17 protein-coding genes are annotated in these 17028 nt (G+C 53.7%); 9 read left to right on the forward strand and 8 right to left on the reverse strand.

Annotated features, from left to right (window positions below; translation table 11 throughout):
- Positions 1–143 precede the first annotated feature (143 nt).
- The 3 genes from cpxR to trmL all read left to right on the forward strand — a co-directional run bounded on the left by cpxR (position 144) and on the right by trmL (position 2774).
- Entirely contained in the window at positions 144–842 is a 699-nt protein-coding gene (cpxR, locus tag JJB97_RS03175) for an envelope stress response regulator transcription factor CpxR (RefSeq protein ID WP_238712355.1), read from the forward strand.
- A complete protein-coding gene (cpxA, locus tag JJB97_RS03180; protein WP_238712356.1) occupies positions 839–2212 on the forward strand; it encodes an envelope stress sensor histidine kinase CpxA in 1374 nt (457 codons plus the stop codon). Before cpxR ends, cpxA begins: the two co-directional genes overlap by 4 nt.
- A 91-nt stretch (positions 2213–2303) precedes the next feature.
- Entirely contained in the window at positions 2304–2774 is a 471-nt protein-coding gene (gene trmL / locus JJB97_RS03185; RefSeq protein WP_238712357.1) for a tRNA (uridine(34)/cytosine(34)/5-carboxymethylaminomethyluridine(34)-2'-O)-methyltransferase TrmL, read from the forward strand.
- A gap of 239 nt (positions 2775–3013) precedes the next feature.
- Here trmL and cysE read toward each other — a convergent pair whose 3' ends face one another.
- The 5 genes from cysE to JJB97_RS03210 all read right to left on the reverse strand — a co-directional run bounded on the left by cysE (position 3014) and on the right by JJB97_RS03210 (position 6228).
- Positions 3014–3832 carry a serine O-acetyltransferase gene (gene cysE, locus JJB97_RS03190; protein WP_238712358.1) on the reverse strand — a complete coding sequence of 273 codons (819 nt, stop codon included), beginning with the start codon at positions 3830–3832 and terminating at the stop codon, positions 3014–3016.
- Positions 3833–3906: 74 nt separating this feature from the next.
- Positions 3907–4920 (reverse strand): NAD(P)H-dependent glycerol-3-phosphate dehydrogenase, encoded by a 1014-nt coding sequence (gene gpsA, locus JJB97_RS03195; protein WP_238712359.1) that lies wholly within the window; start codon positions 4918–4920, stop codon positions 3907–3909.
- Positions 4920–5393 (reverse strand): protein-export chaperone SecB, encoded by a 474-nt coding sequence (gene secB, locus JJB97_RS03200; RefSeq protein ID WP_238712360.1) that lies wholly within the window; start codon positions 5391–5393, stop codon positions 4920–4922. The genes gpsA and secB overlap by 1 nt, the downstream gene beginning before the upstream one ends.
- 134 nt (positions 5394–5527) lie before the next feature.
- Complete coding sequence (grxC, locus tag JJB97_RS03205) at positions 5528–5779, reverse strand: glutaredoxin 3 (protein WP_238712361.1); 252 nt, start codon at positions 5777–5779, stop codon at positions 5528–5530.
- Positions 5780–5796: 17 nt separating this feature from the next.
- Positions 5797–6228, reverse strand: a complete 432-nt coding sequence (locus JJB97_RS03210; RefSeq protein WP_238712362.1) for a rhodanese-like domain-containing protein — start codon at positions 6226–6228, stop codon at positions 5797–5799.
- Between the two features lie 247 nt (positions 6229–6475).
- Here JJB97_RS03210 and gpmM point away from each other — a divergent pair, with 247 nt between their 5' ends.
- Genes gpmM through JJB97_RS03225 form a run of 3 tightly spaced genes read left to right on the forward strand, consistent with a single transcriptional unit; the run spans position 6476 to position 10247 of the window.
- Positions 6476–8023, forward strand: coding sequence for a 2,3-bisphosphoglycerate-independent phosphoglycerate mutase (gene gpmM, locus JJB97_RS03215; RefSeq protein WP_238712363.1), 1548 nt, complete (start codon positions 6476–6478; stop codon positions 8021–8023).
- Between the two features lie 9 nt (positions 8024–8032).
- Positions 8033–9301, forward strand: a complete 1269-nt coding sequence (gene envC, locus JJB97_RS03220; RefSeq protein ID WP_238712364.1) for a murein hydrolase activator EnvC — start codon at positions 8033–8035, stop codon at positions 9299–9301.
- A 1-nt stretch (position 9302) separates the two neighbouring features.
- Positions 9303–10247 carry a divergent polysaccharide deacetylase family protein gene (locus JJB97_RS03225; protein ID WP_238712365.1) on the forward strand — a complete coding sequence of 315 codons (945 nt, stop codon included), beginning with the start codon at positions 9303–9305 and terminating at the stop codon, positions 10245–10247.
- A gap of 23 nt (positions 10248–10270) precedes the next feature.
- Here JJB97_RS03225 and JJB97_RS03230 read toward each other — a convergent pair whose 3' ends face one another.
- From JJB97_RS03230 to kbl, 3 genes are all read right to left on the reverse strand, one after another.
- The gene (locus JJB97_RS03230; protein WP_238712366.1) at positions 10271–11290 is read right to left on the reverse strand and encodes a glycosyltransferase; all 1020 of its coding nucleotides are present in this window, start codon (positions 11288–11290) and stop codon (positions 10271–10273) included.
- A gap of 279 nt (positions 11291–11569) precedes the next feature.
- Positions 11570–12595: an L-threonine 3-dehydrogenase gene (gene tdh / locus JJB97_RS03235; protein ID WP_238712367.1), complete on the reverse strand. Its 1026-nt coding sequence runs from the start codon at positions 12593–12595 to the stop codon at positions 11570–11572.
- A 9-nt stretch (positions 12596–12604) separates the two neighbouring features.
- The gene (gene kbl, locus JJB97_RS03240; RefSeq protein ID WP_238712368.1) at positions 12605–13801 is read right to left on the reverse strand and encodes a glycine C-acetyltransferase; all 1197 of its coding nucleotides are present in this window, start codon (positions 13799–13801) and stop codon (positions 12605–12607) included.
- Between the two features lie 231 nt (positions 13802–14032).
- On the opposite strand from kbl, the gene rfaD reads away from it, so the two are divergent.
- From rfaD to rfaC, 3 genes are read left to right on the forward strand one after another with little or no spacing between them, the layout of a single operon-like run.
- Positions 14033–14965 carry an ADP-glyceromanno-heptose 6-epimerase gene (rfaD, locus tag JJB97_RS03245; RefSeq protein WP_238712369.1) on the forward strand — a complete coding sequence of 311 codons (933 nt, stop codon included), beginning with the start codon at positions 14033–14035 and terminating at the stop codon, positions 14963–14965.
- A 15-nt stretch (positions 14966–14980) separates the two neighbouring features.
- On the forward strand, positions 14981–16051 hold the full coding sequence (rfaF, locus tag JJB97_RS03250) for an ADP-heptose--LPS heptosyltransferase RfaF (protein WP_238712370.1): 1071 nt from the start codon (positions 14981–14983) through the stop codon (positions 16049–16051).
- Positions 16032–17000, forward strand: a complete 969-nt coding sequence (rfaC, locus tag JJB97_RS03255) for a lipopolysaccharide heptosyltransferase RfaC (protein WP_238712371.1) — start codon at positions 16032–16034, stop codon at positions 16998–17000. Before rfaF ends, rfaC begins: the two co-directional genes overlap by 20 nt.
- Positions 17001–17028 lie beyond the last annotated feature (28 nt).

Consider the following 17028-nt stretch of genomic DNA (forward strand, 5'->3'; position numbering starts at 1 on the left):
TCCCAAAAAATCTTGTGTGCTGCGATTCAACGAGAAGGAGTGTACGATTCCCGCTGAAAACTAGCGTCAGGGGGTGTAAAACAACGTAAAGTCATGGATTAGCCGTCCTGGATGACGTAATTTCTGCGCCGGAGGTATTAAAAATGAATAAAATTCTGTTAGTCGACGATGACCGGGAGCTCACTTCCCTTCTTAAGGAATTACTCGATATGGAAGGGTTTAATGTTCTTGTCGCCCACGACGGCGAGCAGGCGTTAAATCTTCTGGACGATACCGTGGATTTGCTATTGCTGGATGTCATGATGCCGAAAAAAAACGGCATTGATACGCTTAAGGAGCTGCGCCAGTCGCATCAAACCCCTGTCATTATGCTAACAGCCCGCGGCAGCGAGCTCGATCGCGTGCTGGGCCTTGAGCTGGGCGCTGACGATTACCTGCCGAAACCATTTAATGACCGTGAGCTGGTCGCCCGCATTCGCGCTATCCTGCGACGCTCGCACTGGAGTGAACAACAGCAAACGACCGAAACAGGTTCTCCAACGCTGGAAGTGGACTCGCTGAGCCTCAACCCCGGTCGCCAGGAAGCCAGCTTTGACGGTAAAATACTGGAACTGACCGGCACCGAATTCACGCTGCTTTACTTACTGGCGCAACACCTCGGCCAGGTGGTATCCCGCGAGCATCTGAGTCAGGAAGTGTTGGGTAAACGCCTGACGCCGTTCGATCGCGCCATTGATATGCATATCTCCAATCTGCGTCGCAAGCTCCCGGAACGCAAAGATGGCCACCCCTGGTTTAAAACGCTCAGAGGACGCGGTTATCTGATGGTATCGGCTTCATGATAGGAAGCCTTACCGCACGCATTTTTGCCATTTTCTGGCTAACGCTGGCGCTGGTATTAATGCTGGTTTTAATGTTGCCTAAGCTCGACTCTCGTCAGATGACGGAACTTCTGGAGAGCGAGCAGCGCCAGGGCACCATGATTGAACAACATGTTGAAGCCGAGCTGGCGAACGATCCACCCAATGATTTGATGTGGTGGCGTCGCTTGTTTCGTTCTATCGACAAGTGGGCTCCCCCCGGGCAGCGATTGCTATTGGTTACCAGCGAAGGGCGTGTTATCGGCGCCCAGCGCAATGAAATGCAGATCATTCGCAACTTTATCGGCCAGTCCGATAACGTCGATCGCCCGCAAAAGAAAAAATATGGCCGCCAGGAGCTGGTTGGGCCTTTTTCCGTGCGGGACGGCGAAGATAGCTACCAACTCTACCTGATTCGCCCGGCCAGTAATTCTCAGTCCGACTTTATTAATTTATTGTTTGACCGCCCGCTTTTGCTGCTCATTGTGACGATGCTGGTTAGCTCGCCGCTACTGCTGTGGCTTGCCTGGAGCCTGGCAAAGCCTGCGCGTAAACTGAAAAATGCCGCAGATGAAGTCGCTCAGGGCAACCTGCGCCAGCATCCCGAACTGGAATCCGGGCCGCAGGAGTTTCATGCCGCCGGCGCCAGCTTTAACCAGATGGTGTCTGCCCTTGAACGCATGATGACCGGCCAGCAGCGCCTGCTGTCTGATATTTCTCACGAACTGCGTACGCCGCTTACGCGTCTGCAGCTTGGTACCGCGCTCCTGCGCCGCCGCAGCGGTGAGAGCAAAGAACTGGAACGTATCGAAACAGAGGCACAGCGCCTGGACAGCATGATTAACGATCTGTTGGTTATGTCGCGCACGCAGCAGAAAAACGCGCTGGTCAGCGAAACGCTGAAGGCGAACCAGCTATGGAGTGAAATGCTGGACAACGCCGTCTTTGAAGCTGAGCAAAAAGGCAAAACGCTGGAGATTACCTATCCGCCAGGCCCGTGGCTGTTGTACGGTAACCCTAATGCGCTTGAAAGCGCGCTGGAAAACATTGTTCGTAACGCGCTGCGCTATTCACATACCCGTATCGCCGTAAATTTTTCAGTGGATAAACAAGGCGTTACCGTTACGGTTGATGATGATGGCCCGGGCGTTAGCGCAGAAGATCGTGAGCAGATTTTTCGCCCGTTCTTTCGTACCGACGAAGCCCGCGATCGCGAAACCGGCGGTACCGGTTTGGGGCTTGCGATTGTGGAGACCGCTGTGCAGCAACACCGCGGTTGGGTAAAAGCCGATAATAGCCCCCTGGGAGGGCTGCGCCTCACGCTCTGGCTACCGTTGCATCGCCGCACGTAAACCTGACTCTCTTCTTCCTGTGACGGGAGAAGAGATGCCCTCTGCCGGCAAATCTGCTATTCTGCGCCCCCCGAACGGAAGGGAAGGGCTGATGCTCAATATCGTGCTGTTTGAACCAGAAATACCGCCTAATACTGGTAATATTATTCGCCTGTGCGCCAATACCGGCTTTCGTCTGCATATCATTGAACCAATGGGATTTGCCTGGGACGATAAGCGCCTGCGGCGTGCCGGGCTGGATTATCACGAGTTTACCCAGGTGAATCGCCATGCCGACTTTGCAGCTTTTACGGCAACGGCGCAACCGAAACGCCTGTTCGCTCTGACAACGAAAGGCACGCCAGCGCACAGCGCTGTTAGCTATAACGAAGGGGATTATTTGCTGTTCGGGCCGGAGACCCGCGGTCTGCCCGCCAGCATTCTTGACACAATGCCCGCAGAGCAGAAAATCCGTATCCCTATGTTACCCGACAGCCGTAGCATGAACCTGTCAAATGCGGTATCTGTGGTGGTGTATGAAGCATGGCGTCAACTGGGATTCCCCGGCGCTCTGACGCGCTGAGGTTGATGAAATTCACTTTCCTTGCCCGCCCCAATGCGCCGTCTGCCCTGATTTTCTTTGAAGTCGATCGGCCCATTTAAATTGCGCCACATGGAAAAGCTCTACGTAAAAAACGCGCCAGGCTTCAGAGAAAGGTAAGTAGCTGGGGAGGGGGCGGCGCCAGCGCGGCTGGCCAGGATCGCGCTTTTAGCGTGCAAATAAATCTGAACACGCCCGAAAGCGCCTGTCGGCAGGCAACGCTAAATGCCATCGCCGTATTCAAAGCCCTGCATTGCGTTAAAATTCTGATCCATATCCATTGCCGGCTTATCGCTTTCGGGGCGGCCAACAATGCGCGCAGGCACGCCTGCGGCAGTGGTATGCGCGGGAACAGGCTGCAACACTACGGAACCTGCGCCAATTTTAGCGCCGCGCCCGACTTCAATATTACCGAGGATTTTCGCGCCTGCTCCAATCATAACCCCTTCACGAATCTTCGGATGGCGGTCGCCGCTGGTTTTACCGGTGCCGCCCAGGGTTACTGACTGCAAAATGGAGACGTCATCTTCAATGACAGCCGTCTCACCCACCACAATACCGGTCGCGTGATCGAGCATAATACCGCGACCAATTTTAGCCGCCGGATGAATATCAACCTGAAAAGAAACCGACACCTGATTTTGCAGGAAGATCGCCAGCGCCCGACGTCCTTCATTCCATAGCCAGTGGCCGATACGGTAAGCCTGTAGTGCATGGAAGCCCTTGAGATAAAGCAGCGGCGTGGAGTATTTGTCCACCGCCGGATCGCGCGTGCGTACCGCCTGAATATCATAAGCGGCAGAAGCAATCATTTGCGGGTCGGCCGCGTAGGCCTCTTCTACCATCTCACGAATCGCGATGGCGGGCATAATCGCTGAAGCAAGCTTATTCGCCAGCATATAGCTCAGTGCGCTACCGAGGCTTTCATGTTTGAGGAGCGTTGCGTGATAGAAACTGGCCAGCATAGGTTCGCAATCCGCCAGCGCCCGGGCTTCGGCTTTGATATTATTCCAGACCAGATTAACTTCTTCACACAACATCGCTTTCTCCAGAAATAACGAACCCGGCAATCTGAAGACAAATTACCGGGCCTGCGGTGATTATTTTTATTCCGTCAGCGGCTTTCGTCTCTGCGCGTACGACCTAACAGGGTTGATGCTGCCTCGCGCGCGTTTTTTCCGCAATACAATACCTGATAAATTTCCTCAGTTATTGGCATTTCTACACAAAAACGCGCGGCAAGTTCACGCACTTCTTTGGTATTTCGGTAACCTTCCACCACCTGGCCTATTTTGTCCTGCGCGCTGATAACGTCCATCCCCTGTCCCAGCAACATACCAAAACGGCGGTTACGTGACTGGTTATCGGTGCAGGTCAGCACCAGATCGCCCAGGCCCGCCATACCCATGAACGTAGCCGGATCGGCGCCAAGCGCGCTGCCAAGCCGCGACATTTCTGCCAAACCGCGTGTGATAAGCGCCGTACGGGCATTAGCGCCGAAGCCAATACCGTCAGACATGCCGGCGCCAATAGCGATGACGTTTTTTACCGCGCCTCCCAGTTGCACGCCGATAAAATCGTGGTTGCGATAGACGCGAAAACTTTTACCGCAGTGCAAAAGCTGCTGTAAATCCTGCGCAAAAGCATCATCCGTCGCCGCAACGGCAATAGCCGTCGGCATACCTGCGGCCAGCTCTTTGGCGAATGTTGGGCCGGAAATAACCGCCAGCGCGATTTTCTTGCCCAGAATCTCGTGTGCCACATCCTGCAAAAGTCGCCCGGTTTCCGCCTCCAGGCCTTTTGTCGCCCACACAAGGCGCGCGTCAGGGCGCATTAACGGCTTAATCTGGTTTAGCACTTCACCAAATACGTGGCTTGGCACCACGACCAGAATATCGCGGCTGGCGCGCAGGGCATCGGCGAGCGAGCTTTCAGGATGGAGCGTATCCGGAAACGGAACGTCGGGAAGAAAAGCGCTATTACAGCGCTCGCGCTGCAGCAGAGCGATATGCTGCGGGTTATGCCCCCAGAGCACGACCTGATGGCCGTTTCTCGCCAGTGTGATGGCTAGAGCGGTGCCGTACGAGCCGGCACCGATTACTGTCATTGACGCATGTAGGGTACTCATCAGGCATCCTGATGTGGCGGCTCACCTTCAGCGCCGGCCTGCTGCTGCTGTAAGTAGTTCATAAACAGCGCATCAAAGTTCACAGGCGCCAGGTTAAGCTGCGGGAAAGTGCCGCGTGAAACCAGGCTCGTAATACATTCGCGCGCGTAAGGGAACAGAATGTTCGGGCAGTAGGCGCCCAGGCAGTGTGCCAACTGCGGGCCGTCAATGCCGCCAATGCTGAAAATACCGGCCTGCTGAGTTTCGCACAGGAATGCCGTTTCGTCGTTTAGCGTTGCCGTTACGGTAACGCGCAGCACAACTTCATAAACATCGTCAGCCAGTTTACTGGACGCCGTGTCCAGATCCAGTTTCACTTCCGGCTGCCACTCTTTTTGAAAAACCTGCGGCGCATTCGGCGCTTCGAAGGAAACATCCTTGGTGTAAACACGCTGGATCTGGAAGGTCATTTCGGTGTTGTTTTGTTCAGACATTAAAGAAACCCCTTAATAGTGATATTTTAAATTCCATTAGATAACGGGCCGGGCGCTCTTTGTCGCCCAAACCCGAAAACGACTCGCCAGTTGGCGCATTCAGTTTGCCCTTCAAAGGCGCGAACCGAACAACATCAGACCAGCAGGGGGTCTAACCCGCCCTTCGCATCCAGTGCGAACAAATCGTCACAGCCGCCAATATGCTGCGCATCAATAAAAATTTGCGGCACCGTTGTACGACCGCTGCGCTTGATCATTTCTTCGCGCTTTGATGCATCGCCATCAATTGGCTGTTCTTCAAACGTCACGCCTTTACTCTCCAGCAGCGCTTTTGCACGATGGCAGTAGGGGCATGTGACTTTCGTGTAGATTTCGATATTGGCCATAGGTCGCTCCAGTGCGTTTATTTTCCGCGTACCAGCGGCAGATTCTCGCTGTTCCAGCCAGCCACGCCCTCTTTCATCACGAAGATGTGTTCAAAACCGGCTTTATAAAGCATATTGCCCGGCTCCTGCGCTGACATACCGTTGGCATCAACCACAATAATGGGCCTGTTTTTGTGTTTTTCCAGTTCACCAAAATTGTTGTTTTTAATATCGCTTAACGGGAAGTTCTGCGCGCCCGAAATATGTCCTTTGCGGAACTCATCGCGTTGACGCACATCGATAACGATAGCCTCTTCTTTGTTGATAAGGCGCGTGGCTTCACCACGGGTAATAACCTTAACTTTTGAGGTCATGCCCTTAAAGGTGGTGTAGATGACTGCCGCCAGAAGCGCAACCCATGCGATACTCAGTATCGGATGGCGACCAACGAATTGCATAATCTCTTGCATGGGGGGTAACAACTCCCGACAAATATTTATGAAAACCAGCGCAGAGTATACCTGCGCGTTGTGTCAATTACAGCCAGTGAACTGCAGGTAATGCATTTTCTGCGTAGTGTTACGGAAAAATAATAAAAATAGCCGCCACAGGCGCGCTTTTCCCGGCGCTTCTTTGATCTTTCGGGGTTACCCGCCGCTATACATCGTAGTAAAATTACACAAATTTTTTATCTTCTCTGCATGAGGTTAACTACCAATGTCGGTTTCTAAAAAACCTATGGTTCTGGTGATTCTGGATGGCTACGGCTACCGCGAAGACCAGCAAGACAACGCTATTTCCAACGCCCGCACGCCGGTTATGGATACTTTGTGGCGCCAGCGCCCCCATACGCTGATTGACGCCTCCGGGCTGGAAGTGGGTCTGCCAGACCGTCAGATGGGCAATTCAGAAGTCGGTCACGTCAATCTGGGCGCAGGCCGCATTGTTTACCAGGACCTGACGCGCCTGGATGTGGAAATCAAAGAAGGCGCTTTTTTTGAAAACGCCGTGTTGACCCGCGCTGTGGATAACGCCGTCGCTGCTGGCAAAGCGGTTCATATTATGGGTCTGTTGTCCGCAGGCGGCGTGCATAGCCACGAAGATCACATCCTTGCTATGGTTGATTTAGCCGCTAAACGCGGCGCAGAAAAAATCTATCTACATGCGTTTCTCGATGGTCGGGATACGCCGCCACGCAGCGCAGAAGCAACGCTGAAGCGTTTTGAAGATAAATTCGCAAGCCTCGGTAAAGGCCGCGTCGCCTCCATCATTGGCCGCTATTTTGCAATGGATCGCGATAACCGCTGGGATCGCGTTGAGCTGGCGTATGATCTGATGACGCTTGCGCAGGGCGAATTCCAGGCCGACAGCGCTGTTGCGGGGCTTAAAGCAGCTTACGCCCGCGATGAAAATGACGAATTTGTTAAACCTACAACTATCCGTGCCGCAGGCGAAGAGAGCGCGGTTATGGAAGACGGCGACGCGCTGATTTTCATGAACTTCCGCGCTGACCGCGCCCGCCAGATCACGCGCGCGTTTGTTAACGCTGAATTTGACGGCTTTAATCGCAAAAAAGTGGTGAAGTTTTGTGATTTTGTCATGCTAACCGAATATGCCGCGGATATTAAAACCGCCTGCGCTTATCCGCCCAGCGCGCTGCTTAATACGTTCGGCGAATGGATGGCGAAACAAGGCAAAACGCAGCTACGTATTTCTGAAACGGAGAAATACGCTCACGTCACCTTCTTCTTTAACGGCGGCGTGGAAGCGCCGTTTAACGGTGAAGAGCGTATTTTAATTAACTCGCCGAAAGTGGCGACCTATGACCTGCAACCGGAAATGAGTTCTGAAGAACTTACCGGTAAGCTGGTTGCTGCTATTGAAAGCGGCAAATATGACGCCATCATCTGTAACTATCCGAACGGCGATATGGTAGGCCATACCGGCGTGTTTGACGCTGCCGTAAAAGCCGTGGAAGCGCTTGATCGCTGCATTGATCAGGTTACCCGTGCCGTGCAAGGCGTTGGCGGCCAACTGTTGATTACCGCAGATCACGGCAACGCAGAGCAAATGCGCGATCCCTCTACCGGTCAGGCGCATACGGCGCACACCAATCTGCCGGTTCCGCTAATTTATGTCGGCGATAAAACCGTTAAGGCCGTTGACGGCGGTAAGCTCTCCGACATCGCTCCGACCATGTTAAGCCTCATGAACCTGGAAATCCCGAAAGAGATGACTGGCAAGCCGCTGTTCATCGTGGAATAATCTTTCCCCATGAGGGGAAAGACGATTGCTTTATTAACATGGGGCAGGTTCATCAGGCCCGTGATTTACGCCAGCGCGCTTAGCGCTGGCGTATTGTTATATCTGCCTTTTACCTACGCCGACGATCGCACGCAGCTAAAGAGTCTGCAGCAGGATATTGCCGCCAAAGAGCGGGCCGTGCGCCAGCAGCAGCAGCGGTACGCCGCCCTGATAGACAGGCTTAAAGCGCAAGAGAAGGCCATTGCCGCCGTTGCGCGCAGGCTGCGTGAAACACAGAATACGCTCGATCGGCTAAATCGCCAGATTTCTGCAATGAATGCCTCAATCGCACGGCTGGAAAAGCAGCGCGCCGTACAGGAGCGCAACCTTGCAGCCCAGCTCGATGCCGCTTTTCGTCAGGGGCCGCACACCGGCATCCAGTTGCTTTTCAGCAATGAAGAAAGCCAGCGCGGTCAACGTCTGCAGGCCTATTTTGGCTATCTGAATCAGGCGCGTCAGGAAACCATTGCCCAGCTACAGCAAACCCGCGCAGAAGTCACCGGTCAACGCGCCGCGCTGGAGGAAAAGCAGTCTCAGCAGCAGACGCTATTGTACAGCCAGCGTGCCCAACAAGCTAAACTTGAAGAAGCCCGCAACGAGCGTAAAAAAACGCTAAGCAGCCTTGAAACGTCTATACAGAAGGGGCAACGGCAGCTCGGCGTGCTACGGCGCAATGAATCTCAGCTACGTAACAGCATTGCGCGCGCCGAAGCGGCGGCAAAAGCGCGCGCCGATCGTGAAGCTAAAGAAGCCCGGCAGGTACGAAAACGTCAGCAGGAAGCTACCCGCAAAGGCTCCACCTATAAACCCACGGAAAACGAACGCGCGCTCATGGCACGAACCGGCGGCCTGGGCTCTCCGCGCGGCCAGGCGCGCTGGCCGGTCAGAGGCACGCTACTGCACCGCTACGGCGAGCAACTCCAGGGAGAGCTGCGCTGGAAAGGCATTGTTGTTGGCGCCTCGGAAGGCACGGAAGTACGCGCTATCGCCGATGGCCGCGTGATCCTCGCCGACTGGCTGCAGGGCTATGGGCTGGTGGTTGTCGTTGAGCACGGCAAAGGCGATATGAGTCTGTACGGCTATAATCAGAGCGCGCTGGTGAATGTAGGTTCACAGGTTCGCGCAGGTCAGCCCATCGCTCTGGTGGGCAACAGCGGCGGTCAGGGCAGGCCGTCACTCTATTTTGAAATCCGACGCCAGGGTCAGGCCGTAAATCCACTGCCGTGGTTAGGAAGATAGTTTGTTGCAATTTCGTCGCGTTGTTTTTGCTCTGGCCGCGCTGGCGGCCGCTTCTGCGGATGCAGGAAAACTGGCGTTGGTTATTGATGATTTTGGCTACCGCCCTCATCAGGAAAATCAGATCATTGCGCTGCCTGCACCCATTTCCGTTGCCGTTTTACCTAACGCCCCGCACGCCCGTGTAATGGCCGAGAAAGCTCACCACGCGGGTCATGAAGTGCTGATCCATTTGCCAATGGCGCCGCTGAGTAAACAACCTCTTGAGAAAGATACGCTGCGCCCGGAGATGAGCAGCGCGGAAATTGAGCGTATCATCCGTAATGCCGTGAACAACGTGCCTTACGCCGTTGGGTTGAATAACCATATGGGCAGCGCGATGACATCCAGCCTGTTTGGCATGCAAAAAGTGATGCAGGCGCTGGAACGCTACAATATTTATTTTCTCGACAGCGTCACTATTGGCAACAGCCAGGCTACGCGCGCCGCAGCCGGCACCGGCGTTAAGGTCATTAAACGCAAGGTGTTTCTTGACGACAGCCAGAATGAAGCCGCTATTCGCCAACAATTTAATCATGCGGTTGCGCTGGCGCGCCGCAATGGTTCAGCCATCGCCATCGGGCATCCACACCCCTCCACCATACGCGTTTTACAGCAAATGATCCCCAGGCTGCCCGCAGATATTAAACTTGTACGCCCAAGCGCCTTATTGAATGCGCCTCAGGCAGGAACAACGCCTTCCGGCGGACAGGAACAAACGCCAGCGCTCCGGGAACCCAGCGCGCCACGCAATCCATTTTCTGGCGTGAAGCTTTGCCGCGCAAAATATCCGCCTGCCCCCGTCAACGCCACGCGTTTCTTTAGCGTAATAAGCGACAGCATCAGCGAAAGCATGCTGGTCAAATATTTACAGCTACAGTGGCAGGGGTGGGATAAGCCGCGCAATTAAGCGCATGCCCCTGCCTGCGACAATTATTTGAGAGAAAGCAGCCGACGAACGCCGGTTTTCCTGTTACGCCAGCAGTACAGACGCGTCAGCCACAGTAAAACCTGATACCACAGCTTCAGGCTACGCGTGTTGCGCAACATAAGCCGGTGTGTGCCGCTGTTAAATATCTCGTGAATAATTTTTTGCCGCGTCTCTTCATTCGGCTCTTTGCGTACTGCATGGCATACACGCAGCGCTTCACGCGTTATCTGGTCACGAAACTCCGGGTAAATGGGGATCCTGTCGGCGTAGTCGCGGTTCATTTTTTCCAGCAACTGGGTGATTCTTATGTAATGACGCTGATAAGCGACATTCCTGTCGCCGCTGCGACGCTGACGGCTGACCGACTGTTCATGTATAAAATATTTATAAAGGGGTTGCTGGGTATAACGCACGCGGCGCGCGTTAAACATGAATTCAGTGCTCCATATAATATCCTGATGATGCAAGCCGGGGATAAAGCGGATACCGGTCTGGTTCAGCAACGTTCGTCGATAAACGCCCATCCAGACGACGTGGGTCCAGCGGCGGGTTGCCAGCGCCGCGCGCAGCCAGTCCGGGCCGCGCATAACGCCGGTCGAACCCTGGCGTTCGACGGGGATGGAAGGCCAGGTGTGGCCATTGCTGCGTATGCACCAGTCTGAATTACATTGCGCAACATCAAGATCGTCTTCCTGCGCCATTTTCATCAGGACTGTATACATATCGGGATAAACAATATCATCCGCATCGACAAAAGCGACGTACTCCCCGGTCGCGGCTTCCAGTCCACGGTTACGGGCTACTGAAGCGCCGGCGCTGGATTGATGTAATAGCTGGATATGCGCATATTTTTCTGCATAACGTGCGGCGATTTCAGGGGATTTATCGGTCGAACCATCATTAACAATAATAATTTCCAGCTCAGGATACGTTTGCGCCACTAAAGAATTCATGCAGGCGACAAAATCATCGCCGGCGTTATAAAGCGGCATAATGACGCTTAATCGTTTAAATTCAGACATAAATATTGCTGTTTCCGGTTACCCTTCATATGGATTGTTTTGGCGCTTTGGTACTCAAAACGCCTTTGCAAACTCTTCTTGTTGAGTTAGGCCTGAACTCAGCGGCGTACTGCCATGACGCAGGTGCGCCAGGTTCAATCAAAGTACAACTAACAAGCCTGCATCGTTATAAGAGTAACGAACGCAGATAAAGTTTTATATCACCTGAACGAATTTACAACCGACCGTCATTTTCAGATAAAACTTGATAAAAAGGCCGCAAAACCGGCCTGTTCACGCTTAATCCCAGGAGAGAATCACTTTCCCGGACTGGCCTGACCGCATGACGTCAAACCCTTGCTGGAAATCATCAACAGAAAAACGGTGGGTGATAATGGGGGAAAGATCGAGGCCAGACTGAATCAGCGCCGCCATTTTATACCAGGTTTCGAACATCTCCCTCCCATAAATTCCTTTTATAAACAACCCCTTAAAGATGATTTTATTCCAGTCGATAGACATTTCCCCAGGCGGAATTCCCAGCATTGCGATACGGCCGCCATGATTCATAGTATCCAGCATAGTGTGAAATGCCGCGGGCGCGCCGGACATCTCAAGCCCTACGTCAAACCCTTCGGTCATACCCAGTTCAGACATGACATCTGCAAGGTTTTGCTGGCTTACGTTTATCGCATGCGTTATGCCCATATCGCGTGCCAGCGCCAGACGGTAGTCGTTTACATCGGTGATAGCCACGTTGCGCGCGCCTACATGCTTCGCCACGGCCGCAGCCATAATTCCAATAGGCCCCGCGCCGGATACCAGTACATCCTCACCTACCAGATCAAATGACAGCGCGGTATGTACCGCGTTACCAAAGGGATCAAAGATTGACGCGAGGTCGTCGGAGATGTTGTCGGGAATTTTGAATGCGTTAAACGCCGGCAGCACCAGATAGTCGGCAAAGCATCCCGGTCGATTAACCCCTACGCCAATAGTGTTGCGGCACAGGTGGGTACGGCCAGCCCGGCAGTTGCGGCAGTGGCCGCAGGTAATATGCCCCTCGCCGGAAACGCGATCGCCAATTTTAAAGCCGCGAACTTCCTGGCCTATCCCTACCACTTCGCCTACGTACTCATGGCCGACTACCATCGGCACGGGAATGGTTTTTTGCGACCACGCATCCCAGTTGTAAATATGTACGTCAGTACCGCAGATCGCCGTTTTACGGATTTTAATCAGCAAATCGTTGTGGCCCACTTCCGGTTCAGGAACGTCAGTCATCCAGATGCCTTCTGCGGCTTTCAGTTTCGCTAATGCTCTCATCGCTTATCCTCAGGAAATGACGCCCAACCGTTTACCGATACGGGTAAACGCATCTACCGCGCGCGCGATCTGTTCAGGTGTGTGCGCTGCGGACATCTGGGTACGAATGCGCGCCTGCCCTTTCGGCACGACAGGATAGAAAAAGCCGGTAACATATATGCCTTCTTTTTGCAGTTCGCGGGCAAAGGATTGCGCAACAGCGGCATCGCCTAACATTACCGGAATGATGGCATGATCGGCTCCTGCCAGCGTAAAACCTGCGGCAGTCATCTTTTCACGGAACAGACGCGCGTTACGCCAGAGGCTGTTGCGCAACGCATCGCCAGTCTCCAACATTTCCAGCGCCTTAATGGAAGCAGAAACAATCGCCGGCGCCAGAGAGTTAGAAAAAAGGTACGGACGTGAGCGCTGGCGCAGCCATTCCACCACATTTTTACGCGCCGCGGTGTAGCCGCCGGATGCGCCGCCAAGCGCTTTCCCCAGCGTGCCGGTGATAATGTCAACACGCCCCATCACGTCACAATACTCATGCGTACCGCGCCCGTTAGCCCCAACGAAACCAACCGCATGCGAATCGTCAACCATAACCAGCGCATCGTATTTATCCGCTAAGTCGCAAACGCCTTTAAGATTTGCAATGACGCCGTCCATAGAAAAAACGCCGTCTGTTGCGATCATAACGTGGCGAGCGCCCGCTTCACGCGCCTCTTTCAACCGGGATTCCAGCTCGCCCATATCGTTATTCGCATAGCGATAGCGCCTGGCCTTACACAGGCGTACGCCATCAATAATAGAAGCATGGTTCAGGGCATCGGAAATAATGGCGTCTTCTGGCCCGAGCAGCGTTTCGAAAAGACCGCCATTGGCATCAAAGCAGGAGGAATAAAGTATAGCGTCCTCCATACCAAGAAACGCCGCCAGCGCCTTTTCCAGCGCCTTGTGGCTATCCTGTGTGCCGCAGATAAAACGTACGGACGCCATACCAAAACCGTGACAATCCATCCCCTGTTTCGCAGCCTCAATCAGCGCCGGGTGATTAGCCAGGCCGAGATAATTATTGGCGCAAAAGTTAATAACATGGCTACCGTCGGCAACAGCAATATCCGCCTGTTGCGCAGAAGTGATAATGCGCTCTTCCTTAAACAGCCCCTCCGCACGCGCTGTATCCAGGCTGGCCGCTAACTGCTGATAAAAATCTTCTCGCATTTCCATTCTCCAGGCATGGCAAAATACGGCATATTTTACCCAAAACCAGGCCCCGTAACGAGACGACGCTTCAGTATGTTTACATTTTGCAGCATAAATCACGCGCTAAAGAACAAGGTTGCCGTCATAACGTCGGCTGTTGGATGCCGGTCACGGGGATGTGATGGTATGATAAGAGACATTCGCGCCCGGAAATGACCTCCAGGCCCCTATCTTAGAAGGTTAATGCTTATGATCATCGTCACCGGCGGCGCCGGCTTTATCGGCAGCAACATTGTAAAAGCGCTGAATGAACTCGGCCGTAAAGATATTCTGGTTGTCGACAATCTCAAAGACGGCACCAAATTCGTAAATCTGGTTGACCTCGACATCGCTGACTACATGGATAAAGAAGACTTTCTTATGCAAGTGATGGCGGGCGATGATTTTGGCGACATTGAAGCGGTATTCCACGAAGGCGCCTGCTCTTCCACTACCGAGTGGGACGGCAAGTATATGATGGACAACAACTATCAGTATTCCAAAGAGTTGCTTCATTTTTGTCTGGAGCGTGAAATTCCGTTCCTGTATGCCTCATCTGCGGCGACCTACGGCGGTCGTACCAGCGATTTTATCGAGTCGCGTGAGTACGAGCAGCCGCTTAATGTCTACGGCTATTCTAAATTTCTGTTCGATCAGTATGTACGTGAGATCCTGCCGCATGTTGATTCACAGGTGGTCGGCTTTCGCTACTTCAACGTTTACGGGCCGCGCGAAGGGCATAAAGGCAGCATGGCAAGTGTGGCGTTCCATCTTAATACGCAGCTAAATAATGGCGAAAACCCGAAGCTGTTTGAAGGCAGCGATAGGTTCAGGCGCGACTTTATCTATGTTGGCGATGTCGCCGCCGTCAACCTGTGGTTCTGGCAAAACGGCGTTTCCGGCATCTTTAACTGCGGCACAGGCCGGGCTGAATCTTTCCAGGCGGTGGCCGATGCCGCGCTGGCGTACCATAAAAAAGGCAAAATTGAGTACATCGCCTTTCCCGATCGGCTAAAAGGCCGCTATCAGGCCTTTACCCAGGCAGATTTAACCAATCTGCGCGCTGCGGGTTATAACAAGCCATTCAAAACCGTTGCCGAAGGCGTGACGGAATACATGGCCTGGCTTAACCGCGACGCATAACGGACAATCTGGTTTATGAGAATACTGGTGGTTGGCCCTTCATGGGTGGGCGACATGATGATGTCGCAAAGTCTGTATCGCACGCTCAAGGCTCGCTATCCCCATGCGACAATCGACGTGATGGCGCCAGCATGGTGCCGTCCGCTGCTGTCGCGTATGCCCGAGGTAAACGAAGCGATTGAAATGCCGCTCGGACACGGCGCGCTGGCGCCTGGCGAACGCCGCCGACTGGGCATTAGCCTGCGCGAGCGTTGTTACGATCGCGCCTTCGTGCTGCCTAACTCATTTAAATCGGCGCTGATCCCTTTCTTTGCCCGTATTCCGTTACGCACCGGCTGGCGTGGCGAGATGCGCTATGGCCTGCTTAACGATGTGCGCGTCCTTGACAAACAAGCGTGGCCGCTAATGGTTGAGCGCTATGTGGCGCTGGCCTATGACAAGGGCACAATATTATCGGCAAAAGATCTTCCTCAGCCGCTACTGTGGCCACAGTTACAGGTCAGCGATGATGAAAAAAGCCAGGTTTGCGCCAGTTTCTCACTGAGCTGTAAACGTCCCATTATTGGTTTTTGCCCCGGCGCGGAATTTGGCCCGGCCAAACGCTGGCCGCATTATCACTATGCCGCGCTGGCACGAACGCTTATATCCGAGGGGAAGCAAATAGCGCTTTTCGGCTCTGTAAAGGACCGCGAAGCCAGCGAAGAAATTGTCGCCGCTCTACCTGCAGAAATGCGCTGCTGGTGCCGTACACTGGCAGGTGAAACCCAGCTAGAGCAGGCCGTCGCCTTAATTGCCGCCTGCGAAGCGGTGGTTACTAACGACTCGGGGCTGATGCACATTGCTGCCGCGCTTGGGCGACCTCTGGTGGCGCTTTATGGCCCAAGCAGCCCGGATTTTACGCCACCGCTGTCTAACAAGGCGCGCGTTATCCGCCTAATCAAGGGTTATCTCAAAATTCGACAGGGCGATAAAGAAAGCGGCTATCATCAGAGTCTGATTGATATCAAACCGCAGCAGGTGCTGGACGAGCTACATGATTTATTACAGAGCGGGGGACGCATAACGGATGCGAGTGTTGATCGTTAAAACGTCTTCTATGGGAGATGTGCTTCACACGTTACCTTCGTTAACCGACGCCGCTCAGGCAATTAACGGCATTCGTTTCGACTGGGCGGTCGAAGAGGGATTTGCGCAGATTCCCGGCTGGCACAGCGCGGTAGAGCGAGTGATTCCCGTTGCGCTGCGACGCTGGCGTAAAGCGTGGTTTTCGGCGCCGGTCAAAAAAGAGCGGCAAGCCTTCAGGGAAACGCTGCAATCTGTACGCTACGATGCCATAATTGATGCGCAAGGGCTGGTAAAAAGCGCAGCGCTGGTAACGCGTCTTGCCAGAGGGATAAAGCACGGAATGGACTGGCAAAGCGCGCGTGAACCCCTGGCCTGCCTTTTTTACCAACGCCGTCATCCTGTCCCCAGGGCGCAACATGCCGTTGAACGTACGCGTGAATTGTTTGCTAAAAGCCTCGGGTACCACAAGCCGCAAGCAAAGGGCGACTATGCTATCGCCCACGCTTTTTCGCACGATCGGCATGCTGACGCAGCAAATTACGCAGTATTCCTGCATGCCACTACGCGTGACGATAAACACTGGCCGGAAGCGCGCTGGCGAGAGCTGATTGCGCTAATGGCGTCCACAGGCTTACGTATCAAACTGCCCTGGGGGGCGCCTCATGAAGAAGCACGAGCAAAACGGCTGGCTCAGGGATTTGACTATGTTGACGTACTGCCACGGATGAGCCTTGCAGAGGTGGCGCGGCTGCTGGCAGGCGCTAAATTTATTGTGTCGGTAGATACCGGGCTTAGCCACCTTGCAGCGGCGCTTGACCGCCCCAATGTGACGCTATATGGTCCAACCGACCCTGGGTTGATTGGCGGATATGGAAAAAATCAGTATGCGTTGATTAGCGAAGATCTGAAAATGTCATCGACGTATGCAGACTCAGTGAACAATTTGCTCTTACGTTTGAATATCATATAACTATTCCAGAGTCTTATTATGCTTTGTA

Origin of the sequence: Tenebrionibacter intestinalis (genome assembly GCF_016632365.1) — a bacterium.
In the GTDB taxonomy this organism is placed as follows: Bacteria; Pseudomonadota; Gammaproteobacteria; order Enterobacterales; family Enterobacteriaceae; genus Tenebrionibacter; species Tenebrionibacter intestinalis.